Raw genomic sequence first — 24,166 nt, 5'->3', positions numbered from 1 at the left:
ACAAAGGTACACATAAAAAAATCCCCTGCAAAGAACTTTTTTGCAGGGGATCGTTAAATCTTGGCACCGGTATTGATTATTTAATCTTTTCCCGAATCTTCGTCAGATACTTTTTCATACCTTCCGCATCCTTGTTTTCGATGATTTCGAGAAGGTTTTTCAACTCTGTCCGGATATTAGTCACTTGTCCCGGAGTGCGTGGGTTGAACAGAATTTCCTGAAGCAGGTAATCATCTTCGCTTAGCAGCCCTTTGGCGATTGCCATGTGCTTTTTGAACGTAGTTCCCGGGGCTTCCTGATGTTTCATTACGGCAGCAAATACGAAAGTCGATACGAACGGAATAGAAAGCGAGTAGGCTACTGTTTCGTCGTGCTCATCGAATGTATATTCGAAGATGTTCAAACGCAATGTCTGATAGAGGTCTTTGAAGAATATTTTTCCCAGGTGGTCGCCTTCACTGATGATGATGGCATTTTCGCTGCTTAGATTGCTAAGACTTGCGAAAGTCGGGCCAAACATAGGGTGACTGGAAACGTAGCGGAAACCACTCTCTTCGTAGAACTTCTTTAGTCCGGTTTTTACAGAGGCAATGTCACTAATGATGCAGTCTTTCGGTAGTACAGGCAGTATTTTGCGAAAGGCATCCAACGTGTACTTTACTGTAGCGGCATTAATAACCAATTCCGGCTCAAATTCCTTAATTTCCTCCAATGTGGTGAAACGATACGTGTTATAGACGAAACGCAACTGGTGCGGGTTGACGTCGAACACGGCCGTCTCGTGTTGAAAGCTCAAAATATCAGTAAAGAAGGAGCCCATTTTACCGGCTCCAAGGATTAATATTCTCATAATGTTTATTTTTAGTGAGAGTGTGTCAAAACGCAGATTAACACAAATTATTGCAGAAATAATTTTATAAGTCGTTGATTAATATATCAATATAATTGAAATAATCTGCGATAATTTGCGTTAATCTGCGTTTTATTATTCATTATGACACACCTTCACTCTAACTACTTATTAATAATTTCCATCTGTTGACGAACTGATTCTTCGTGGATGGCTTCGAAAATCTTCTTCATAAACTCGCTGTCCATACCGCATTGTTCGCCCTGCGCGCCACGTTTTTCCAGAATCTCATTGTAACGTCCGGCTTGAAGAACTGTGATTCCGTGCTCTTTTTTGTAAGTACCGATTTCACGTGCCACACGCATTCTTTTTGCTAATTCCTGAATGATATTGTCGTCACATTCGTCAATCTGTTTACGGAGCTGTGCCAGACTTTCGGTAGATTGTGTTTCCGTACGGATTACCAACAGATTGAGGATATAGTCGAGTACGTCCGGAGTAACCTGTTGAGAAGCATCGCTCCATGCGCAATCCGGGTTGCAGTGGCTTTCTATAATCAGACCGTCGAAATTCAAGTCCATAGCCTGTTGGCAAAGCGGTGCAACTAACTCACGTTTTCCACCGATATGGCTCGGATCACAGAAAATCGGAAGATTAGGGATGCGACGGCGCAGTTCGATAGGAATATGCCATTGGGGAAGATTCCGGTAGAGCTTTTTGTCATAACTGCTGAAACCGCGATGGATAGCACCCAGACGCTTCAATCCTGCGTTATTGATGCGTTCCAGTGCTCCGATCCACAATTCGAGATCCGGATTCACCGGGTTCTTGACTAACACAGGGATATCAACACCTTTCAGTGCGTCAGCGATTTCCTGTACGGCGAAAGGATTGGCAGTGGTGCGTGCACCTACCCAAAGAATATCGATTCCCGCTTTCAGACATTCGTAAACGTGTTTGGCTGTTGCTACCTCCGTAGAAACATACATTCCAGTTTCTTTCTTCACCTCTTTCAACCAGGCAAGACCTTCTACACCGATACCTTCGAAACCTCCCGGTTTGGTACGCGGCTTCCAGATTCCGGCACGATATATTTTCTGTCCTTTAGCAGCCAGTTGTTTGGCTGTATCCATTACTTGTTCTTCCGTTTCTGCGCTACATGGGCCGGCAATGACAATTGGTCTTTTAGCCTCAATGCCCGGTAATAAAATTGATTCGAGTTCCATATTCTTATTTGTTTTTTATTCTTTTAATAACTTGTTTTTATTGAACTTATTCTGTCTCATCTTGCTGTCGTCCTCTCTTTGGAAGAGGTTAGATTCTTTTAATTCTTTCCAGTGCTTCCGCCAGCTTATTGTCCTTGCAACAAAGTGAGATACGAATATACCTTGCTCCGTTACTGCCGAAGATAAATCCCGGAGTGATAAACACTCTTGCTTCATGCAGCACCTTTTCTGTCAGTTCCTCTACATCCTTGCAGGAAGCAGGAATCTTCCCCCAGAGGAACATGCCTACTTGTTTCTCATCGTAGGTGCATCCCAATGCTTTCATGATCTCACCGGCAAGATGACGACGGTTGCGGTAATTCTTATTATTACCTTCATACCAGTCTGTTTCAGCCTCAAGGGCGGTAGCTGCAGCCAGTTGCATGGCACGGAACATACCGCTGTCGATATTGCTTTTCACCTTCAATATCCATTGTACGAATTCAGCATTCGATGCCAGCATACCAATACGCCAGCCCGGCATATTGTGGCTCTTACTCATAGAATTGAACTCGATGCAACAGTCTTTGGCTCCCGGTACACTTAGGATACTGATAGGCTTTTCGTTCAGAATGAAGCTGTATGGATTATCATTCACAATTACGATATTCTTGCGACGGGCAAAATCAACGAGACGTTCATAGATTTCCGGAGTTGCATTGGCTCCCGTCGGCATGTTGGGATAATTGGTCCACATCAGTTTTACGCGACTAAGATCCATTTTTTCCAGTGCCTCGAAGTCAGGCATCCAGCCATCCTCTTCTTTCAGGTCGTAGTTGATAACTTCCGCTCCGAGTATTTTACTCAAAGATGTATAGGTCGGGTATCCCGGATTCGGGACTAGCACCTGCTCACCCGGATTGACGAATGCCAGCGTAACATGGAGAATTCCTTCTTTCGAGCCGATTAAAGGCTGTATCTCCGTATTCGGATTCAGTTCCACTCCATACCAGCGTTGATACCAGGCAGCGAAGCCTTTGCGTAGTTCGGGGATACCTATATACGGTTGATAACCGTGTCCGTTGGGATCATGAGCATTGTTGCACAATGTTTCGATGGTTTCCCTTGAGGGAGGCATATCAGGACTTCCGATGCCGAGGCTGATAACATCCTTTCCCTCTGCATTCATCTGTGCTACCTCTTTTAGCTTCTTTGAGAAGTAGTATTCGCTAACACTTGCCAATCTGTCGGCAGGAGCGATTTTATACGTTTGACTTTCCTTCTGCATATTCGCCTAATAATTTAAGTTCTTTGGTTAATGGAGTGATTGCAGCAATAGACTGCTTGTATCTTAGATAATCGTTGAAAGCTACATCTACGTAAAACTGGTATTCCCATTCCCGTCCGATGATAGGCAACGATTGAATTTTGGTCAGATTGATATTATAGAACGATAGAATGGATAAAACCTGTGACAGGCTGCCTTCCGTGTGTGGAAGAGTGAATACAATACTTGCCTTGTTGGTTGCATTGGCATGATGTTGGCGGAGTTCGTCTACTTGCCAGGGATCGGCAACAACCAGAAAACGGGTGAAGTTGTGCTTGTTCGTTTCGATACCTTCCTGAAGGACTTTCATGCCGTAACGTTCGGCTGCTGCTTTGGAGCAGATGGCAGCGTGTCCTTTCAGATTTTCATTCTTGATGATTTCTGCGCTGCGGGCCGTATCTTCACCTTCCACCACTTTCAACTGCGGATGTTGATTCAGAAATTCGCGACACTGCATCAGGGCGATAGGGTGGGAGTTGACTTCTGTCAGATCTTCCCAGTTCTCATCGGGGAGACAGACAAAGCTGTGCGAGATGCGCAGTTTGTATTCACCGATAATCTGTGTGCCGCTTTGTCTCAACAATTCATTGTTGTGCAACAAACTTCCCGCAATCGTATTCTCGATGGCTAGCATTCCGATAACCTGGCTGTCTTTCCGTATCGAAGTAAACACGTCTTCGAAGTTGGCACAACAGATTAACTCTATTTCTTCTCCCTCGAAGTACTTGTGTGCGGCGATATCATGATATGAGCCGAGTGTTCCTTGAATTGCTATCTTTTTCATTGTTCTAAATATATTATATAAAAAAATCCCGCGTCCATATTGGAGCGGGATTCATATGATTGATTTCTCTATTCAGTCCTTAAGCATCACTGTCACTTGATACATACAAACTCCCGCTCTACTTTGTTGCTAAAGTAAAAGTAAAAAAAGAAGTAATATGCATAAGTAAATGATTTCATTCGAATCTTTATTTTTTGCTTTGGTTTTTAATTCTGGGGCAAAAGTAATAATTTTCTGTTAGATGCAAACAAAAAACGATACTTTTTTTGTTTTCTTGCCTAAAATACATGAAAAGGATACTTAAAAGATGCCGGGAAGTGCTTCAGGCTTTGGTCCCAGATTCTTGAATTCACCGTTCAGGTTAGCTTCATCCTTCGGATTCAGTTCCAGAGATTTCTTCATGTCCTCTACAGAACCGTCCTTATCACCATTCAGTAATTTAGCACGTCCACGTTCTTTGTAGGCTTCTGCAAAGTTCGGATTCAGCTCGATGGCTTCATCAAACAGGCCGATAGCTTCCGTCAGTTTTTTCTGGTTGATATAAAGTTGCCCTAAATAAAGGTATGCCTGTTCGTTGAACGGGTTTATTTCCGTCACCAGTTTGTAGTCCTCTTCTGCCTCTTCGTCCTTGCCGTCTGCTTCTTTCACTTTTCCGCGCAGGAGCATGGCTGTCTCTTCTTCCGGATTCTGGGCGAGCACAGCATCTATATCTTCCATCATATCTTTATACTGTTTCAGGTTCATCAATGCTTCCGCACGTAATAGGCGAGCTTCAATGAAATCATCTTTCAAAGTGATTGCTTTGGTGAGATGGGCAATAGTCATCAGGTCGTCATCCTGTCCCTTGCGGGCCTTTCCTAACAGATAATGAGCCACGGCATTTCCTTCTTCGATGGCAATCGCTTTATTGGCAGCTTCTTCCATAGCCTGATAATCTTCCTGGATGAAGCATACATTGGCCAGTGTCAGGAAAGTACTTGTGACATCAGGTTCCATAGCAGCCATCTTTTCCAATAGCTCGCGGGCCTTTGCCGTTTCCCCCATCTGGATATAGAGTTGGCTAAGATAGCCCATTGTTTCAAACTCTTCCTTGATGGCAAGAGCTTCAATAAAACATTTTACTGCATAATCCGGACGTCCCATGCGTTGCGCACGTAAACCGTCGTATTTGAAGATCTCGAAATTTTTCTGATCGTTTTTCTGTTTTTCACTTTCCGGAGTTTCCGACTTACCGGAGAAGAAAGATTTAAAAAAGTTCGGCATGGTGTGTTATTTTTGAGTTACCTTGCAAAGGTAGTAACTTATTTTGAAATATGTATCATTCCATCCTGCATCTTCCATTCACCTTCCTCCAATAAATATTGGATGACTTCGCTGATGCTCTCTTTCTCCGCTTCTATCTTATCGGCTATTTCTACCGGTGTCAGCGGTTTCTGGGTAAGTAATTCTGATATTTTCTTTTTCAGTTCCTCGAAATCGAAAGAATTCTCGGTCAGGGCACCAGTTGCACGGTGACTAAGACAAACATCGCATTGTCCGCAGTTGTGCTCGTTCTTCTCTCCGAAGTAACGGAGCAGCATCCGGCTCCGGCACACATTCTCCGAAGTGACATACTCTTCCATCGCTTTGATGCGGGCTTCATACCGGGCTTTGCGTTCTTCGTAGACGGAAGGAGGAATATGCACAAAACGAAGTTCCTGTCGTTCGCGGGTGTATATAATATAAGGTGTCTTTTTGTGCGGGATGTAATCCACGATGCGACGTTTGGTAAGCGTGACCAGTATATTGTAAATTTGTTCACGGGTCAGTCCGGTACGTATGGACAGGGTTGCTTCGCTGATATAGGCATAGTCGGTGAATACTCCGGTGTAAGAGCGGAGAATCGTCTGTATCAGTGCTTCGGCTTCCGTTCCCATTTCCCGCAATTTGTATAGTTCGTCCCGGCGAATCGTGAAAAGAATACGGGAGGCATTATCCTGTTCGTCCGTATATTCCAGATAACCGGCTTGAGTCAGTATTTTCAGTGCACTGTCCACCGGAACCGGGAAGTATTTGAACTTCCGGCAAAACTCTTCCAGATTAAATTCGCGGACACATTGGAAACCGTCGCCCATTGCCATCTGATAGTAATACTGCAGATGTTCGTAGACACTGAGAATATACTCTTTGTCGGGAAAAGTATCCACAACGCGCCTGTGCAGCGTCGTTCTGTCCGTTTTGGTGTATAAGATCACAGCATACGCTTTTTCACCGTCTCTTCCTGCACGACCGGCCTCCTGGAAGTAAGCTTCGAGAGAGTCGGGGAGATCGAGATGCAATACGATGCGCACGTCGGGTTTATCAATCCCCATTCCAAAGGCGTTTGTCGCTACCATTACACGAACTTCTCCGCTTTGCCAGCGTTTTTGCCGGAGGTCTTTTACGGCATTATCCAGTCCGGCGTGATAGAAGTCGGCGGTAATATCTTCGTTTACCAGTAACTCGGTGATTTCTTTGGTGCGTCGTCTGTTGCGTACATAGATAATGGCACTGCCGGGTATCTTTCGTAAGATATGCAACAGTTCTTGAGTTTTGTTATCCGTTTGCCGGACGATATACGCCAGGTTTTTCCGTTCGAAACTCATGCGGAAAACATTCTCTTCACGGAAATCCAAGCGAGCTTGAATATCCTTCACTACTTCCGGAGTGGCGGTCGCCGTAAGTGCCAGTACCGGAATTCCCGGTAGCAATGTCCGTATTTCGGCAATTTTCAGGTAAGCAGGACGGAAGTCATATCCCCATTGTGAGATACAGTGACTTTCGTCGACCGTAATCATGGAGACTTTCATTGATCGCAGTTTGGCACGGAATATGTCCGTGTCCAGACGTTCCGGAGAAATATAGAGGAATTTATAATTACCGAAGATGCAATTTTCAAGAGCAGTGAGAATCTCCTGCCGTGTCATGCCTGAATAGACGGCAAGCGCCTTGATGCCGCGTTTACGCAGGTTTTGCACCTGATCTTTCATCAGGGCGATGAGAGGAGTAATGACAATGCAAATCCCTTCCTGGGCGAGAGCAGGCACTTGAAAAGTGATGGACTTACCGCCTCCGGTCGGCATAAGTCCCAGTGTATCTTTGCCTTCGCCGATACTGGTGATGATCTCCTCCTGCAAGTCGCGGAAGGAGTCATATCCCCAATATTGTTTTAATATCTCCTGATACTTATTCAATCGGCTTTATATCCTCGATTTGAAGTTGTACTTCACCACGCTTGTGCGTGTTTTCTTCAATGGTGTAACAGATGTCGAACGAGCGTTTCGTTTTGATATAACGTACGTGTGAGCTCTGTCCGAACGCGATACCGTTCATTACATTATTCGATTTATTATCGACCAGTTCGAGTTTGATATGTTCCTGATCGCGTCCCACCACTTTACTTGTTCCGTAGTCATAGACATGGTGAGTGCAGAAAATAGGTTTCGTGTTATCAGGACCGAAAGGATTAAACTTTTTCAGGTCGTTGAAGAACTTTGACGAAATATCCCTGAAATCAATTTCAGCATCAATTTCGATCACAGCACTGGTTTGTTCCGGCAAGATATGCTGTGAAACGTATTCTTCGAACCGTTTGGTAAAGGCATTCACGTTTTCCACTTTCATCGACAGTCCGGCGGCGTATGTATGTCCCCCGAAGTTTTCCAGCAGGTCGCGGCAATGCTCGATTGCTTTATATACATCGAAGCCGGAAACTGAACGTGCGGAACCTGTTGCCATATCATCCGTCCGGGTCAGTACCACGGCAGGGCGGTAGTACACTTCTGTCAGACGGGAAGCTACGATGCCGATCACGCCTTTGTGCCATTCTTCGTTGTAGAGCACGATGGAGCGGCGATCCGCTAATCCTTCCAGATTGGCAACGATGTTGTTTGCCTCTTCCGTCATACTCTTGTCGAGGTCTTTCCGGGTTTCGTTGTACTGGTTGATTTGTCCGGCTTTCTCAAGTGCTACCGAGAAATCTTTTTCCGTCAGCAGGTCTACGGCTTCTTTTCCGTTTTGAATACGTCCTGATGCATTGATGCGCGGTCCGATTTTAAACACAATATCGCTGACGGTGATTTCCTTTTCAGAAAGTCCGCATACGTCGATAATAGCCTTCATACCAATGCTCGGGTTACTGTTCAGTTGCTTCAGACCGTGGTAGGCGAGGATACGGTTTTCACCCATAATCGGAACGATGTCCGATGCAATACTCACAGCTACAATATCCAGCAAAGGAATCAGGTGGTGGAACTCGATACCGTTACTGATAGCGAATGCCTGCATAAACTTGAAACCGACTCCACAACCGGAAAGGTGAGTGTACGGATACGTATTGTCCAGGCGTTTGGCATTCAGAATAGCTACGGCAGGCGGAAGCACATCATCCGGTACATGATGATCGCAGATGATGAAATCAATCCCTTTCTCTTTGGCATAAGTGATTTCTTCTACTGCTTTAATTCCACAATCGAGTACAATAATCAGTCCTACACCGGTTTCTGCGGCATAGTCCACTCCTTTTTTAGAAATGCCATACCCTTCATTGTATCGGTCGGGTATGTAATAATCAAGGTTCGAATAGAACTGTTGAATAAACTTGTAGACCAATGCTACGGCAGTAGTACCGTCTACGTCATAATCTCCATAAATTAGAATACGTTCTTTCTTTCCCATCGCCCTGTTCAGACGTTCCACTGCAATATCCATATCCTTCATCAGGAACGGATCATGCAGGTCGGGCAATTGCGGGCGGAAAAACTTCTTGGCATCTGCTGCCTTCGTAATTCCCCGCTGCACCAAAAGTTGTCCAAGTATCGGGCTAATCCCTAGTTCCTGGGCCAATGTCTGGCTTGTCTCTGCCTGTTCGGGTGTAATGGGTCGATAATTCCATTTGTGATTCATTTTATATATTGTTTTTTCTTTTTCTTTTCTCAAGGGTCGGAAAGGCACTTCTTTCCAACAAGGGGTAAAAGTACGAAAAAAAGCGGAAGTGTATAGTAGATAAGACGAAAATATTTCAAGACCATAGAAAACGAAGACAGGAAAAACGCCACCATATTAAAAGTAAGAAGCTGCCAAAAGTTGGCTTAAGGGGCTACTGGTCATTCTGTATCGGAAGTCGTCGGAGGATATTGATTATCTGGATAGTAGAGAAGGACCGATAGAGAAAATGGAGTGAGAGAGTGGAAAAGTACGGGAATCTTTGGATGAATGTTGATTATTGACTAGCTTTAGCGGCTTAAATGATTCATTTCTCTGTCTATGATAAAAAGAAACCTGTTAATTGCTATCTTGATTTTATGCTCTATCGGAATAATAAAAGGGCAAACAGTATCGGATTCACTGGCAATTGTCTCTGCCCAATGGAAGGTGGAAAGTCCTCAAAAAGGACTTATTCATAAGTATGCTTCTATCCCCCGATTGTATCAGGGACCCCAGTCTGTTAGTCTAATAGAAGTTGATCCCGGCGCAGGCTTGAAAGTTGATGTAGCGGTTTCGGGTGAAATGAAGGAGACGAGTCGGATTGCTTCTGAACATCATGCCATTGCAGCCATTAATGGTTCTTACTTTGATATGAAGCGGGGAAATTCGGTTTGTTTTCTGAAAGTTGGTGACCAGGTCGTTGATACGACCACTTTGAGTGAATCTAAATGGCGTGTTACTGGAGCCATACATCTACATAAGGGAAAAATGAAGTTAATTCTCTGGAACAGGCAGATAGAAAAGGAATATAAGGAAGAAACGGGTACAGTATTAGCTTCCGGTCCGTTAATGTTGAAAGACGGACAGGTTTGCGACTGGAGCTCCTGTAATGCGAATTTTATCCGAAACAAGCATCCTCGCAGTGCTGTTGCTACTACTAAGGATGGAAAAATACTGTTGATAACGGTAGACGGACGTTTTCCTGAACAAGCAGGAGGAGTGAATATCCCGGAATTGGCACATCTGATCCGGGTTTTAGGAGGTGAGGATGCATTAAATTTGGATGGAGGTGGATCTACTACTCTTTGGTTGTACGGTGCATCGGATAATGGAGTCGTTAATTATCCTTGTGACAATGGGCGGTTTGACCATGCCGGAGAACGGAAAGTTCCTAATATTCTTTATATAACGCATCAATAACGTTTCCATTATTCTTCATTGTATTTAAGGTCTTTCAGTGCATAGATTAAGACTTTTCAGTGCAGAAACTAGTGACTTTTTGTGCAGTCGGGTAGTCGTCCCGTTGTAACGGGACAATGGGCACTTTGTAAAAAGACGAATGTCACCTTATAAGGTGACATTTATCATTCTATAAGGTGACTAGCTATCTCCAAAAGGATGAAAATTACTAAAGATACAAAATTAATTAGTGAAAAGCAATAGTAGGGCAAGAAATTTATCTGTATTGCAAACAGACTTAGAATTCAAATCCGAATCTAATACCTACTCCATATAACCTCATACTTGTATTTTTATTGTTTATAGTTTCTTGAGTGCGCTATAGATAGAGCCTGCCCAATAGTTGCGCAATCCGAAACCACGTGCCTTGCCGTCGGTGATCCATTCTTCAATGATTTCCTTTGTTTCGGTATTGAAGAATACGACTTCATACGTACCTCTATTGTTTGATTTGTCCAGGAACTGTGCGATAAACACCATACCTACTCCGGGTGTTTTTTGGATAGGCAATGCGTTGATGGCTGCTTTGATTTGCTCTTTACTAAGAGTATATTCTCTTTTAGCAGTCATTAGCTCGGCCAGGTCGATGTTTTCGTTCACCTGATTGACGGCATCCAGTGAAATCTCTGTCACTTCTTTTTTCAATTGTTTTCCTACGTTATACTTCTTAGCTTCTGTGATGAACAGCTCATTGATACGTCTGAAAGCATCTTTGAATTGTGCCGGTGATTCATCTGCACCGAAAACTTTTACTTGGGAGTAGTCTACCCCATAGAACTTAATAGACTGAATGTCTTTTAATGCACTCTTGCCTTGTCCGAAACAGAACAGGCTCGTGCTCAAGAATAAGAATAGAATAAGTTTTTTCATATACGTTAATGTTAAAGTGATATAGTTGGTTACTAACTTCCAAAAGTAGAAAATAATTATCGTAAATCAATGAATTTTATCGTTTTTCGACTCATTGGAGGCATTTGTATCTTGGCAATGTACTCTGCCGATTCAAAATTGATGCTTGGCGCCACTCTGACTTTCGAACGGAACAGATCTTTAATCTCTTTGGCAAAGGCTTCGCTACGGTTCTCGCTTCCGATACGAATCAGAATCTCATCCGTTCCCAATTCATTGGTATAAACTTCAATGATATAGTTTTTTACCGAAGGTATATTATCCAGAATGTCGAATAATGCAGGCGGATATAACGTCGTTCCTTTGTATTTAATCATTTGTCCTTTCCGGCCGAGGATGGAGCTTAGGCGGATGGTATTTCTCCCGCAACCACAGGGCTCGGTGTGGTGGTAACAAATATCGCCTGTTTTGAAACGGAGCAACGGCATCCCTTTGACTCCGAGCGTCGTGATCGTTACTTCCCCTGCTTCTCCCTCTTCCACGGGACGATTGTTATCATCCAGAAACTCTACAATGATAAGTTCCGGTTGCAAATGTCCTCCGTGGAATTCATTACACTCGGTAAAGGACGACTGCATTTCGGTGGAGGCATAAGTGGAATACAACTGCAAGGCAGGCCATTTATCGTGTATCTTCTGTCCGAGCGTATTCAACTGGAATTCCTGATTGCGCAATGCTTCTCCGATACAGATACACTTCTGCATGGAACAGGTATTATGGTCGATATGATTCTTTTCGGCAAACTCTATCAGTTTGATAAGGAAAGAGGGAACCACCATTCCACAAGTCGGATGTATCCGTCGAATCGTGTCCCATTGCAGTTCCGGGATGCCGTTGCCTACACGGATCACTCCCATACCCAGTTCGCGGGCTCCCATATAATAAGCCAAGCCTGCCATGAAACGGCGGTCGATGGTAGTCATCAATTGAAGAATATCCTGCTTGGTGCATCCGGTGGTGGTGAAAGATAGGTATTCGTTGTAAGAGAGACGGTCCAGGTCTTCAGAGGTGAGAACGAAAGTGACCGGATCTCCCAATGTGCCCGAAGTCGTCACATAGTCGATAATTTCCTCTTTGTCTACGCAGATGAAATCATCGTTATGGAGTTGCAAGTCCGTCTTGGTAGTGACGGGGATCTGTTGCAAGTCTTCAATCGTCTTTATTTGATTGATATCAATGTGATGTTCGGCAAACATCTGTTGATAGAACTTGGAATGTGCTTGCAGGTAGGCTAACGCTTTGGCTAACTGTTCTTCCTGATAGCTTTTGATATCTTCCGGTGAGCGGAACTGAATTTCAGGATTCTTTTCCATCTTTGGATTGTTTTTGAATTTTTTGCTGGATACGTTCTTTCTCTTGCAACTTGGGAATAGGTCTCTTCAATGCCTGTTGCCAGTATGCAATAGCTTGGTGAGGTTGTTGCATGGCCTCGTAGTAATCTCCTATTACTTCATATACATAGTATAAGGAAGGATTGGAGGCTTGGTATGTTTTTAAAACAGATTCCTCTATCTTTTCCTTTTTTCTGATTTTCTTCAATAAAAGCGGAGTCAGTTTCTTATAAGTGAGAAGATGCTGGAACTCCGGTGTGTCGATGAATTTATCTGCCGGAATAGTTAATTCCGGGATGAATATTTCTTGTTTCAGCAGGATGTAGTCTTTGAATACCTTGTTCAAGTCGTAAGCTACATACTTTCCACATTGCCAAGGAGAGGTGGAAACCCACATCAACCGCTTTTCCGGTTGGAAGATAACGGAGTGATGGGCTATAAACTGGTTGACAGCCATTTCGTTGGCCAGTCCCAAATCGATATCTTGCAGACCTTTGCGATTGCGCAGGATAGAGGCGGCTGCCTTGGTGTCCAGAGGCTGATTCTCGTTGATGAGTTCCTCCAATCGGGCAAAACGATAAGGGCTGTCGGAAGTACGGATATTCTCGAGATTCCGTTCGTCCTCGCTGAATGCTTCCGATTGATAGTGATTGGTGCAGATGAGGCGGTCGGGCTCTTTACCGGTGAAAAGTACGGTCTTCTCGGGCGATTTCTCGATAATGGCGGCTTTTCCGTCTTTGGCAGAACCTATCAATATAGATTCGGAGACGAATGTTTTCCGCTTTTCGGCGATGGCAAAGGCTTCTTCAATCGTTGATGCGTATTGCAGGATTTCTCTGGTCAGGATGGAAATAGGGGTGGCGGAGCCTGTGGGGACAGCGGATTTTGCTGCATTAATCGTGACGGTGAGCCCTGCTTCATTCATACCGGACAGTACACCTATCATGCCGGGCCATCCGACGGAAGCAAACTTATAGCCCTTCTCCGGTGCATAGAAAGCAACTTGCTTGTTTTCTGCAAAAGCATCTCCTACGTAGAAATCAAAATTACGTCCGATGAGCAGGGATGAATCTGCACTTTGTGTTCCCCAAACAGCGAATGAACTGCATCCCACTAACATATAATCTTGCATGGCATGTCCCAGATCATGTGCCGAATGATAATTTAATTGGCGTTCGTAAGGAGTGCCGATAAAATCGTATTCATGGGTACACGATTGCGATATTCCATAAATCTCTTCTCGATATTCTTCAGGGACATTCGCACCCAGATTACGGTTGAATAGTACAATGAAGAACCGCAGAAATTTCAGATAACTGTCCGAAGGAATAATTTCGCGAATCTGGTCGATAAATACTTTCTCCTGATGATGGAGCAGATCGGCAGACAGTTTGCCGATGGCATCCCCCCTTTCAAGAGCATCCCCTCTAACGAACAATTCCCACAGCCCGCTTTCGCTGTGACGCAGGAAGTTGTCGGCATAAAACCGGAGGTCAAGAGTGTCGTTGTAGATAACCTCTGCCGGAGCCATGATGATAGTGTCTGCATAAGGCATTTCCCTCAAGGGTATCATGGGCTCATGCTTGGGTTGCATCATATCCGCAGAAAAGTAGAGGTAGCTGATGCCGACTATCAATCCGATGATGAGTAACAAGAAAATGTAACCTGCGTACTTGATTGTTTTTTTGACTATTCTATGCATTTCCTACTTTTTTAGCCAGATATTCTTGTCCTACAAACTCCGCACAAGTCAGCATGGCAGTTAGTGTTACCCCTAATGCACCATGCACATTCAGGTTTTGCCCGGTGAGAAAGAGATTTCCCAAGCGGCTTCTTGTAGATACGAAGCCAATTTGCGGACATTTATAATCTTTGATAATCCCATACGCGGAACCATCCACTGTTCCTGTATAGTCCCGATAGCTTAATGGAGTAGTGGTATACATCTCTTCTATGTTTTCTGAAAGATCAATGCCATGTCCTCGGATGAAGCGGAGAATCTGTTCTGCTTTCTCCTTTTTGAAGGATTGGTAGCTTTCTCCCCGATGTTCGGGAGTCGTGTCCTTCCAGGCAGACAGTTCATCCATATACATCGGTGTCAGGATGGAAATGACACTGGCATATTGACTGTCCTCGGAAGACGCTTGCATGGAAATCATACAGTTGGTGGTCCGTCCCGGATAGAGCAGTTTATCATACCACACTTTATTGTTCGCATGCAGATACAGGTTGCGGTTCTGATAGGGAGTGCTTTTTTTCTTCATTACCAGGTAGAGCGTAAAGATGCCGTAGGTGTTTTCCAGCGAACGGATGCGGGAAATATAGGCATTCTTGATGCTACGGTTTTTATCCAGTATCTCCAATGTCCGTTGGGGATGCATATTGGAGATGACGAAGTCGCTTTCCAGTCGCTCTTCTCCGTTGATGATAACCCCCTGTACCTTTTCATTTTCAACGATGATGCGGGTGGCTTCACTGTTATTGAGCACGGTCCCTCCGTTTGCCCGGATTACATTGATTAGCTCCAGACTGACTTGCATACTTCCGTCTACAAAACGGTAGGCCCCTTCAATATAAGAGTGGTTAATCATGGCATGCTGGTAGAAAGTGGAGACATCTTTCAAACCTCCGTAGAGTAAAGCTGAACCTGCCAGTACATTTCGTAAGGCGGGGTCCGGAGTGATATCCGCAATCAGGTGGGCGGCAGAGGTACAAAAGTATTTCATACCCTCTAAAGCGAGTGTGCCTTGTTTCAGGTGGTCTACGCTAATCAGGTTTCCGACAGCCTGAAGCTGTTCGGCATAGCATTTCAAGTTTTCTTTCTCATGCGGGAAGGACCGGCAGATGGTTTCAATAAACTGCGGGTATCCCATTGCATAATCGTATGTTTTTCCTTTATAGTAGATCGTATCAAAAGCAGCATCGTCCAAGCGTTTAATTTTCAGCTTGTCCATGATACCGAAATAGCGGAAATACTGGTTCATCACTTGACCCTCATCCAAGCTTCCTACATAATGAATACCCGTATCCAACAAATGCCCTTTTCGTTGGTAAGTCTGGAAGCATCCACCGAATTGCGCATTTTTTTCTACTACGCATACGTTGAATCCCTCTTTGCTAAGAATCGCTCCGCATTCCAGTCCGCCAAGGCCACTGCCGATAATGATGATATCATATTTGCTCATACTAGTCCGGTTTTCTGAATATGTAAATAGTGTTCGATGTATATTTGTCATTAGGAATGATTTCGACATCCATTCCACAGGCGACTGCTATTTCCCGTAGTTGAGTTTCGGTGGTGAAGTGTAATTCTCCGACCGTCCGGTTAAAGTTGAAAATACGGGTGGATAGTAATTCCGTGAACCGGGTTAACCGGTGCTTGGAAGCGTTGGCTGAATTTCCGTCGCGTATGATAATCATTCCTTCTGAACGTAAGCGACCGGCACATTTCAACAATAGGGTTTGTTGATGTTCGTAGCTCATATAGTGAAGCATGTCGTTCAGGATAAAGACATCACTTTCCGGCAGGGGATATTCCAATGCATTGCCATGCTTGAACTGGAGATGCTCGTTGCGTAACCATCCGTGCTGCGCCAGCGCTATCTTGTCTTCATCGTAATCAATACCCAGGATTTCCCGGTCCTCGGAAAGCAGAGACAGCATATAGCATAACGGGCCGAATCCGCAACCGATGTCTGTGATTTGCCCTTGGACGGGAATCAACCGGTTGAATAGCCGGTAATTCTTTTCCATCTTTACTTTGATACGGATATACCATTCTACGACGGGACCTTTATAGATATAGTTCTGGATAAGAGCTTCGTAGAACGCCGGATTGTCCGTCGTGTTCTGTTCACGGCAGATACGGGCATAAACCTCTTTCATGTAAGCGGATATGCGTTTGGTACGCTCCTGATAAGTACTTCCGAAAGACAGGTCGTCTAATGGTATACGGGGAAGTATTTCCGTATAGATGATTCCTTTCCGGATATTGAAAGGTTGTGCTTTGGCAATGATTTTGTTATTACCGTAAAGCAGGATCGGGAGAATATCCAGTTTCAATGCTTCTGCCAGATAGAATGCTCCTTTGTGGAAACGTTTCATCTTTCCGTTATAGGTACGTGTGCCTTCCGGGAAAATGGCGATGGAGTAGCCCTCCTTCACTTTTTTCCGCATCCGTTCCATATATTGCTCGTATCCTTCGCCTATATAATAGAAGTCGACATAACGAATGATGGCTCCGAAGAAAGGAGAGTGCCATACCCAATGATTGGTTACCATCAGGATTTTAGACGAAAGAGACAGCAATACCAGAATGTCGATGAACGACTGGTGGTTGGCAATGATAATTGCCGGATGCCGGAAGCGTTCGTTGGCTTTGTTGATATGTTCTTTTTTGACGGCAGTGGCCAGTAGCAAAATTCCTTTGCAGGTGATTTGTATCAGGCGGCATACCAAACGCTGCTTGCTGCTTTTGCGCACAGGCACCGGATAAAGCAGGATAATCAATATACGGAGGACGATGCAGCCGATAAAGAAAAGCAGGAAGAGCAATACGGTACGTATCAATCCGATAAGCGTATAAGGCGGCAATCCTTTGGAAGCGGGGCCTGCGATGAAGAATCGGAAAATGAGTGGCTGAATAGTATAGGCCACCAGTACCACTGCTATCATACCCAGAATGGAAATCAGTGAAATGGATTGCAAAGCCGGGTGTTTGGCAAACACAAGTGCTCCCATACCGACCACTGTGGTGAAGGCGGAGAAGAAGATGGCTGTTTTATGGGAATTCAACACCTTCTGACCTGTACGGTATTTGTTTTGTAGCCCGTCCATAATGAAGATACTGAAGTCATCTCCAATGCCAAAGATAAAGGTGGACAGGATGATGTTGATAATATTGAACTCAATTCCCAGAATTCCCATCAATCCCAAGATGATTACCCAGCTGATTAGCATCGGGAGAAAACTCATCAAGGTAAGCTCGATACGTCCGTAGGAGAACCATAGTGCAAAGAATATCAGGAAAGAAGAGATGTACAGAATCAGGTAAAAGTCGTCATTGATGGCCGATACCCATTTGTTGGCAAAGTAGGAACGGTCGAAGATGACTACATTCGGATCTTTATTAAAGTTCTGGTACACAGCTTCCTTATTCGGTTCGCTGATCCGTATCTGGCTGATAAGCATGGTGATGGAATCGGCAGAGGTTTGCCATTCATTCAATAGCTTGCCGGATAAATCGTCTCCTTGCGCGGTGTAATGATATTCATCGAAAGGTTGGTTCATCCATTGATAAAAAGAATCAAAGCTTCCCGGACGGAAACGATATTCGGCAGCAGCTGTTTCCAGCTGTTCCCGGACTTGTTGCTGTTTTTCATCCGTCCAGTAATCTTTCCATTTCTTCAGGCGTTTCTGCTGTTCTTGCGGAGAGATCAGAAACTGTGAGGCGGAGGCATACTCTTTGATGAGTCCCTGCTCTTTCAGTGCCGATAACTTCTGATTGGTCGTTGCATAAGTTTCGGTAGCCTGATTCATGTCTTTGCCCACACTGACAAAAAGCACGGTCTTTTCGTCGTTGTCGAAGAGTTGCAGTAATTTTTCTTCCGATTGTTGGAGATGGCGGGGCTCATAGTTGAGACTCATCATATCGTTGTTGAAGCCTACCTTTTGCGAAGTAAACAAACAGATCACTGTAATGAGTAGGATGCCGCCTACCAGCCATTTATTCTTTTCGTAAGAATAAGCGTTTATTTTCTCGATGATGCGTAGTATGCGTCCCTGTTTGACGTCTGCCTGTCCTTTCAGAAAATGAGGCAGGTAAATGAGGCAGAAGAGGGTAGTGCCCACCAATGCCAGAGAGGCAAACAAACCGAAGTCGCGTAACAGATCGGAACTGGTGAATATCAATCCCAGAAATGCGCCGATGGTGGTGAAACTACCTACCGTAAGCGGATAGGCTATCTCTTTAATAAGTTGTTGCACGGTGGAAACATGGTTCTGATGTGCCAGCATGTGAATGGAATAGCTTAGTGCAATACCCATCACTGCCGAACCGGCTCCCACTGCAATGGCGGAGATACTTCCTTTAATAAAGAAAATGAGAAACAGGGCGAATAATCCTCCGAACAGTACCGGAGTAATAATCAACGGTATCGATCTCTTTCGTTTAAAAACGAGTGAGATAAATACAATGATGATAAGCAGTGCCAGGGAGGAAGTCAGGATGGTATCTTTCTTAATCTGACGGGCGTTGTAGACTCCCACGGAGGGACCGCCGAAATATTCAGCTCGAATGGTAGGAGATGCTCCCTGTACGTGTTTGAGCTCTTCTTCGAGTATCTTTATCAGTTCGTCGTTCTTTCCGGTACTTCCTGTACTGAATACCGGGGTAATGAACATAAGTAAGGTGGAACCGTCTTTGGAGAAGATATGTTCGTCATAAATCTCGTAGTTGGCTTCCAACTGGAAATCTTGCAAATGTTTCAAGGTTTCGCTTCCCAGTCCGAGCGGGTCCCGGAGAATATAGCTTCTTAATGCAATTCCGGCAGGAGAGAGGAGGTTGGTATAATTCTTCTGCATGACAGCCTGTATCCCTTTATCCGTCAGTAAGGAATCGAAGCGTTGATAGTCCGTATCGGTCAGGAAAAGCGGAAGATGTTCATAAACGAAGTCTGTGGCTCCTTGGATGAGGCTTTGGTCTACCTGTGCGAAAATTCCTTTAATCAGTTTTCCTCCGGCTTTTTCAGTCAGGGTTTGTTGCAGTTGTCCGGCTGCTTCTATCAGGGAGTCGGGTTCTACGCGGTGGCAGGTATCTGCCGAGGATAACATAATGATAATCTTATCCTTAATCTTGAGATTGTCGAACACTTTGATTGTGTTCTGGGAATCTTTAGTGTCGGGGAAAAATTGTGTGATGTTCTCTTCGAACCTTACTTGCAGGGCAAAGAATCCCATTAACAGGACACAACTGATGAGTGACAAATAGAACAGAATCTTGTGCCTCTCGAAATAATCATATAGTCCGATAAAAAACTGGGTCATATCTTTTTTTTCCTACACGCCGTGAGCAGAATGAACGCGATGGTTCCTGCCAGTATGCTGCATACGACTGCAAAGATAACACTTCCTATTAAATATTGCTCTATGACTGATTTTACATTTTCAAAAGAAAGTTCGTTTAAATGCAGATTGACAGGATCTCCCAGCACTTTGCAGCCGGTTACGTAACTGCCGTACAGCAAAAATGGAATCATCGGAGGGATACTGATATTGGCTGCTACAATAGCTATGACTTTATTCAGTCTGAACAAATGTGCCAGAAATAACGTGATTAGCATTTGATATCCCCATACCGGAACGATACCCATGAATACGCCGAGTGTGATGGCAGCCGTGATCCGCAGATTAGATTCGGGGGAGTGGGTGACATGATCCGAGAAAAACTGCTTGCAGTTCTTCCAGGTCAGTTTACGGAAGAAGTTTCGGGGGATGATCCAAAGGAAAGTGACGAGTACCAATATTGTATTCAGGATACTGATACGGGTGAAATCACGGAACGGTCGGAAATGAGAAACCCGCTCTTCCTGTGGCGGATAATAAACATGTACCGGAATGTTTTTAACGGTAATGCCGCCCCAGGCTGCAAAGACAAGTGCTTCCAACTCAAATTCGTATTTGGCGGTGTAATACCACTTGTCTACATTCATTCGTTGGATGGGGTACAGGCGGTAGCCGGATTGTGTATCTTGCAGTTTGATACCTGTTTCGAGGGTAAACCAGAAGTTGGAAAACTTATTGGCAAATGTATTCTTTCCCGGCATATTGTCCGAGGCGAGGTTACGGGCACCTACCAATAATGTGTCCGGTTCCTTTTCTATGGCTTCGATCAATGCGGGAATATCCGAAGCGAAATGCTGTCCGTCAGAATCAATGGTGATTGCATACCGAAATCCTTGCTTTTTGGCAAAGGATAGTCCATGTCTCAAAGCTACTCCTTTTCCTTGATTGACAGGGTGGGTGATGATATGTAAGTTAGATTCCCGGCTAAGTATTCCGGCAGTTTCATCTGTAGAACCGTCGTTGACAACAAGGATATCGGGGGCGTAGAAACGTACACTTTCTATGACGTCCGCCAGTGTCTTTCCATTGTTGTAACTTGGGATGATAACGATGCTCCCTAATTGGTTCAACTTCTCGTGCCAATAGGCTGTACTTATTTGTTCTTTCATGCTTTCGGGGTAAGTGCAGCTTTTAGTTTAATGAAATATTCGCTCTTTACGGTATGCCCTTCTGCACAGTTCTCTTCTATACTGCTGTCCTTTATACTGCTTTCTTTTACAATGTTCTTTTTCACAGCTCCTTCTTTTACACTCCCCTCCGCCTGCAATTGAAGTGTACCTTCTTCTGTCTCTTTAAAAGTCAGTGCAACCGAAATGTACGGTGTTTCTATAGGATTGATAGCCGAAAGAAACTTGCAGGAAGACACTTGTGCTATTTGCAACTTTTGCTGGCGAATGTCTTCTACACATTCCTTGATAAGTTGTAACAGGCAAACTCCCGGAACTACCGGATGTTCGGGGAAATGTCCCTGATAAACAGGATGCCCGGGATTCAACTTTATCTGGATAGTCCAGATCGTTGAGTCCGATGATTCGGAGGAAAGGATGGTATAGAAGTTATCAAGTAGCATATATTAAATCTCTTTAGATAGTTTGTCCAGACGGATCGTTAACCGAATCCACGGATGTTTGATTTTTATTTGTGCGGGATCGCCCGGAGTATTGCCAGTGATGTAGACCACTGACTTTCCAAAGCCTTTTCCACTGGTTCTTTTTTCAGTAGCACTGTCTTTGGTCGCTTTCACACGAATATCTTTCCCACTTAAGAACAGACGTCTGAAATCCATCTCCAGAAGTTTCAGCACCTTTTCCTTTTTCATGGGTTCAATGCAACTGTTGACAGTAAACTGATCGTTGCGAAGAGAAAAATCGAAAAGGCTTAGTCCGAAGTAGGTAGACGCTACGATCCGGATTTCGTTATCAGGCATACGGCGTACTATTAGCATACCGCTCATGTGATGTTTCATGAAATCCAGTTGGATATTGTATTTTTGCGAGCTTTCTCCTTGTGTCAGTTCGATAGCGGGAGGTACGGTGCTGCCTTCCCCGCCCATTCGTGGAGAGCAGGAAGTCTGGATCTGTATCCATAAGAATAGCAGAACCGTCAGACTAACGAATCGCAAACTTCGTCTCATTCTTCAGGGAGTTGAACTTTTTATTATAGAATTCGTATTCTGTATAGTTTGTGGCTGTTTCGGACAGACGGAGTTTGTGTACCGACATGTCTTTCTTGTCCAGATAGATTTCTATACCGGCAATATAGGCTTGTACTGCTTTGTTGGTCGGTTTTATTTTAACCAGATAGTATCGTGCATCTTCAAAATACTCCAGCTGGTAGTTGGACGACATTTTAGACAGGTCGCCTATCATACACGCGGTCAGCATATCCTGAATCTGTGCCATCATTTTGTTCGAACTAAGGTTCATGATGCTTTTCTTGCCATCTGAAACGATTTTGAGCTTACTGCCGTTTATCACGATGAGATAATCCATCGGGCGGAAATATTCCATGCAGATTTTATTGCTTTTTTGGTAGTAGAACTTCCCTTTGGAAGTAACCTTCTCATCGAATACATCGAGATATTTCACTTGGGTGAAATCGCTTTCGATGGACTCTACGGTTTGCGCCTCCTTTGCCAGGCGGCTTTCAAACTCTGTCTTTTGTGGCATCTTTTTCATGCTCTGGGCATGGATAGAGGCTATAGACAAGAAGATAAGCGATAAATATATTAATAAAGTTCTCATACCTTTTTTTATTTTATGCCAATAGTTTGTCCGGACGAACAACTGTATATCCTTGTTCTTTCAGCAAATCCAAGATTTGTTTCACTAGCTGGTCGCTGTCCGGCATCCGGTCGTGCAACAGAATGATGGCTCCCGGTTCAAGACGTTTCCGAATTCTGGCAAGGACTTTATCCGGTGTTGACTGTTGTGTATCCAGTGTACGGATGCTCCATCCTATAGAGGTATATCCTAGCTGTCGAACGGCTTTCGCAATCGTTGGATTAGTGACACCGAACGGTGGACGAAACAAACTAACCGGTTGCGAAGTTACTCGTTCTAGTTCACACTGACAAGTTTGCAAGTCTTTTTTCATCTTGGAGAGCCCGTATAGTGGGAATAAACCGGAATGGGTATACGAATGATTTCCAATCAGATGACCTTCTGCTACCATTTTTTGCAAGATTGCTTCATTCCCTTTTATCTTTTGACCGATACAGAAGAAACAGGCGGTTACCTGATATTCTTTTAGTACCTGAAGAACTTTGGGAGTCTGTAGGGAGTCGGGGCCGTCATCAAAAGTCAGGGCGACAATCTTTTCCGCAGTATGCTTTTTGCAAAATGACCGGAGGTAAATTCCCGATTGAATGCTATAAGAAGCATAAACGAGAAAAGACAGGAGCAAGAGCAAGCAAAGAAGGAGGCAAACGATTATCATACGCTTTTCCGGATTAGAATCAATGAATGATTGATGGAGTGGTGATGATTGTAAATCAATATATGGGTCGAGGTAGTGCAGTTGACCGATTCGTTCACTGCTTTCCATACCGCATACGATGTTGCGGTAGGATATTCACCACATTCATTCTTAAAACTAAGATGAACACTTTCCGGGAAAAGGTTTGTTTCAAGCTCTTCATAAATAGAGTTGTCATTGTCGACAGTTTGCTCGTGAGAGTCATCTTGATTGTGTTGCTTCTTGTTTTTCCCGGTAACCAACCACTGAATATCCTGACATTCTAAACCATTTCGTTGCAAAAAACGGATGATTCGGGAGCTGATTTCTTCTGTAGTCTGTTTCCCGATGAAAGTTTCGATTCCCTGTATTTCAGCCAACGGATGCTCTCCGGCTTCCCGACTTAACAGGAAGAATTGAGCACCTTCTCCGGCTGCTATCCCTTTCAGCATTCCCAGCCGTTGCTGAATCGTGTAACTGGTTTCTGTCATTTCATCGATGGCTCCCACAAGTATATTCTCGCTTCCTTCTCCTATTTTCATCATAGCGTCCAATAAAGCACTTTCAAAACTAAGTCCACGGTGGACATAAGTCATGTTGTAGGCATGTATTTGATGAATCAGAGCTATTTGTGCACCGATTGTATTGAATGTCGACTGGATGAAAGGAGTAGGATTCAGCATCCGCTCTTCATTATCCAATAGGTTGTTCAGGAATTTTTCCGTGTCTGTCAGGCAGCCCAATCCTGTTGCTGTGATGATTCCTTGTATCTTTTCAGGAGATAGTTCACCCATACATTCCAATCCGCAGGCCACCCCCATTTTTACGATACGGCTCATGCGTCTGCGCAAGGTCGCATTGGTGATAATATCCTTATAATCGGGTTCGCAAGCCTGAAGATAAGGGCGATTATTTTCTGGTGAATGATCCTTTTGCGGATGAATGGAAGCGATGCGTTGAATATAAACTGGCTGCATAGGCTTAAATACTTAAAGGTGC

General features: G+C 44.3%; 19 protein-coding genes. 1 reads left to right on the top strand and 18 read right to left on the bottom strand.

What is annotated here, in order from left to right; all coding sequences use genetic code 11:
- Positions 1 to 76: 76 nt before the first annotated feature.
- The 7 genes from I2I13_RS02080 to recJ form a co-directional block, all read right to left on the bottom strand.
- Complete coding sequence (locus I2I13_RS02080; RefSeq protein WP_055167702.1) at positions 77 to 850, bottom strand: prephenate dehydrogenase/arogenate dehydrogenase family protein; 774 nt, start codon at positions 848 to 850, stop codon at positions 77 to 79.
- 164 nt (positions 851 to 1,014) lie between these two features.
- Positions 1,015 to 2,076 (bottom strand): bifunctional 3-deoxy-7-phosphoheptulonate synthase/chorismate mutase type II, encoded by a 1,062-nt coding sequence (locus I2I13_RS02075; protein ID WP_074636687.1) that lies wholly within the window; start codon positions 2,074 to 2,076, stop codon positions 1,015 to 1,017.
- A gap of 88 nt (positions 2,077 to 2,164) precedes the next feature.
- Positions 2,165 to 3,343 carry a pyridoxal phosphate-dependent aminotransferase gene (locus tag I2I13_RS02070; protein WP_195648621.1) on the bottom strand — a complete coding sequence of 393 codons (1,179 nt, stop codon included), beginning with the start codon at positions 3,341 to 3,343 and terminating at the stop codon, positions 2,165 to 2,167.
- Positions 3,318 to 4,166 (bottom strand): prephenate dehydratase, encoded by an 849-nt coding sequence (locus tag I2I13_RS02065; protein ID WP_004297266.1) that lies wholly within the window; start codon positions 4,164 to 4,166, stop codon positions 3,318 to 3,320. The genes I2I13_RS02070 and I2I13_RS02065 overlap by 26 nt, the downstream gene beginning before the upstream one ends.
- Before the next feature lie 300 nt (positions 4,167 to 4,466).
- Positions 4,467 to 5,429 carry a lipopolysaccharide assembly protein LapB gene (locus tag I2I13_RS02060; protein ID WP_195648620.1) on the bottom strand — a complete coding sequence of 321 codons (963 nt, stop codon included), beginning with the start codon at positions 5,427 to 5,429 and terminating at the stop codon, positions 4,467 to 4,469.
- Between the two features lie 38 nt (positions 5,430 to 5,467).
- Positions 5,468 to 7,378 carry an ATP-dependent DNA helicase RecQ gene (locus I2I13_RS02055; RefSeq protein ID WP_195648619.1) on the bottom strand — a complete coding sequence of 637 codons (1,911 nt, stop codon included), beginning with the start codon at positions 7,376 to 7,378 and terminating at the stop codon, positions 5,468 to 5,470.
- Positions 7,371 to 9,089, bottom strand: coding sequence for a single-stranded-DNA-specific exonuclease RecJ (gene recJ / locus I2I13_RS02050; protein ID WP_008650492.1), 1,719 nt, complete (start codon positions 9,087 to 9,089; stop codon positions 7,371 to 7,373). The genes I2I13_RS02055 and recJ overlap by 8 nt, the downstream gene beginning before the upstream one ends.
- Positions 9,090 to 9,449: 360 nt before the next feature.
- Between recJ and I2I13_RS02045 the strand changes: the two genes are divergently transcribed.
- Positions 9,450 to 10,310: a phosphodiester glycosidase family protein gene (locus I2I13_RS02045; RefSeq protein ID WP_195648618.1), complete on the top strand. Its 861-nt coding sequence runs from the start codon at positions 9,450 to 9,452 to the stop codon at positions 10,308 to 10,310.
- A 339-nt stretch (positions 10,311 to 10,649) separates the two neighbouring features.
- Here I2I13_RS02045 and I2I13_RS02040 read toward each other — a convergent pair whose 3' ends face one another.
- From I2I13_RS02040 to I2I13_RS01990, 11 genes are read right to left on the bottom strand one after another with little or no spacing between them, the layout of a single operon-like run.
- Positions 10,650 to 11,219: a hypothetical protein gene (locus I2I13_RS02040; protein WP_004324721.1), complete on the bottom strand. Its 570-nt coding sequence runs from the start codon at positions 11,217 to 11,219 to the stop codon at positions 10,650 to 10,652.
- Between the two features lie 56 nt (positions 11,220 to 11,275).
- Positions 11,276 to 12,571, bottom strand: a complete 1,296-nt coding sequence (locus I2I13_RS02035; RefSeq protein WP_004324722.1) for a phenylacetate--CoA ligase family protein — start codon at positions 12,569 to 12,571, stop codon at positions 11,276 to 11,278.
- Entirely contained in the window at positions 12,555 to 14,291 is a 1,737-nt protein-coding gene (locus tag I2I13_RS02030) for a C45 family peptidase (RefSeq protein WP_148366518.1), read from the bottom strand. Before I2I13_RS02030 ends, I2I13_RS02035 begins: the two co-directional genes overlap by 17 nt.
- Positions 14,284 to 15,774 (bottom strand): NAD(P)/FAD-dependent oxidoreductase, encoded by a 1,491-nt coding sequence (locus I2I13_RS02025; RefSeq protein ID WP_195648617.1) that lies wholly within the window; start codon positions 15,772 to 15,774, stop codon positions 14,284 to 14,286. Before I2I13_RS02025 ends, I2I13_RS02030 begins: the two co-directional genes overlap by 8 nt.
- 1 nt (position 15,775) lies before the next feature.
- Positions 15,776 to 19,633: a trifunctional MMPL family transporter/lysophospholipid acyltransferase/class I SAM-dependent methyltransferase gene (locus tag I2I13_RS02020; RefSeq protein ID WP_195648616.1), complete on the bottom strand. Its 3,858-nt coding sequence runs from the start codon at positions 19,631 to 19,633 to the stop codon at positions 15,776 to 15,778.
- Positions 19,630 to 20,820 carry a DUF2062 domain-containing protein gene (locus tag I2I13_RS02015; RefSeq protein ID WP_195648615.1) on the bottom strand — a complete coding sequence of 397 codons (1,191 nt, stop codon included), beginning with the start codon at positions 20,818 to 20,820 and terminating at the stop codon, positions 19,630 to 19,632. The genes I2I13_RS02020 and I2I13_RS02015 overlap by 4 nt, the downstream gene beginning before the upstream one ends.
- Entirely contained in the window at positions 20,817 to 21,281 is a 465-nt protein-coding gene (locus tag I2I13_RS02010; RefSeq protein ID WP_195648614.1) for a 3-hydroxylacyl-ACP dehydratase, read from the bottom strand. The genes I2I13_RS02015 and I2I13_RS02010 overlap by 4 nt, the downstream gene beginning before the upstream one ends.
- 3 nt (positions 21,282 to 21,284) lie before the next feature.
- Entirely contained in the window at positions 21,285 to 21,845 is a 561-nt protein-coding gene (locus I2I13_RS02005; RefSeq protein WP_195648613.1) for a hypothetical protein, read from the bottom strand.
- Positions 21,820 to 22,455 (bottom strand): outer membrane lipoprotein carrier protein LolA, encoded by a 636-nt coding sequence (locus I2I13_RS02000; RefSeq protein WP_195648612.1) that lies wholly within the window; start codon positions 22,453 to 22,455, stop codon positions 21,820 to 21,822. Before I2I13_RS02000 ends, I2I13_RS02005 begins: the two co-directional genes overlap by 26 nt.
- 13 nt (positions 22,456 to 22,468) lie before the next feature.
- Complete coding sequence (locus I2I13_RS01995) at positions 22,469 to 23,149, bottom strand: polysaccharide deacetylase family protein (RefSeq protein WP_195648611.1); 681 nt, start codon at positions 23,147 to 23,149, stop codon at positions 22,469 to 22,471.
- A complete protein-coding gene (locus tag I2I13_RS01990; RefSeq protein ID WP_195648610.1) occupies positions 23,146 to 24,144 on the bottom strand; it encodes a beta-ketoacyl synthase chain length factor in 999 nt (332 codons plus the stop codon). Before I2I13_RS01990 ends, I2I13_RS01995 begins: the two co-directional genes overlap by 4 nt.
- Positions 24,145 to 24,166 lie beyond the last annotated feature (22 nt).

Source organism: Bacteroides sp. D55t1_190419_B8, assembly GCF_015558905.1.
In the GTDB taxonomy this organism is placed as follows: domain Bacteria; phylum Bacteroidota; class Bacteroidia; order Bacteroidales; family Bacteroidaceae; genus Bacteroides; species Bacteroides vicugnae.
Note: the sequence above shows the minus strand (reverse complement) of the source record. Positions and strands in the feature narration are given on the sequence as shown.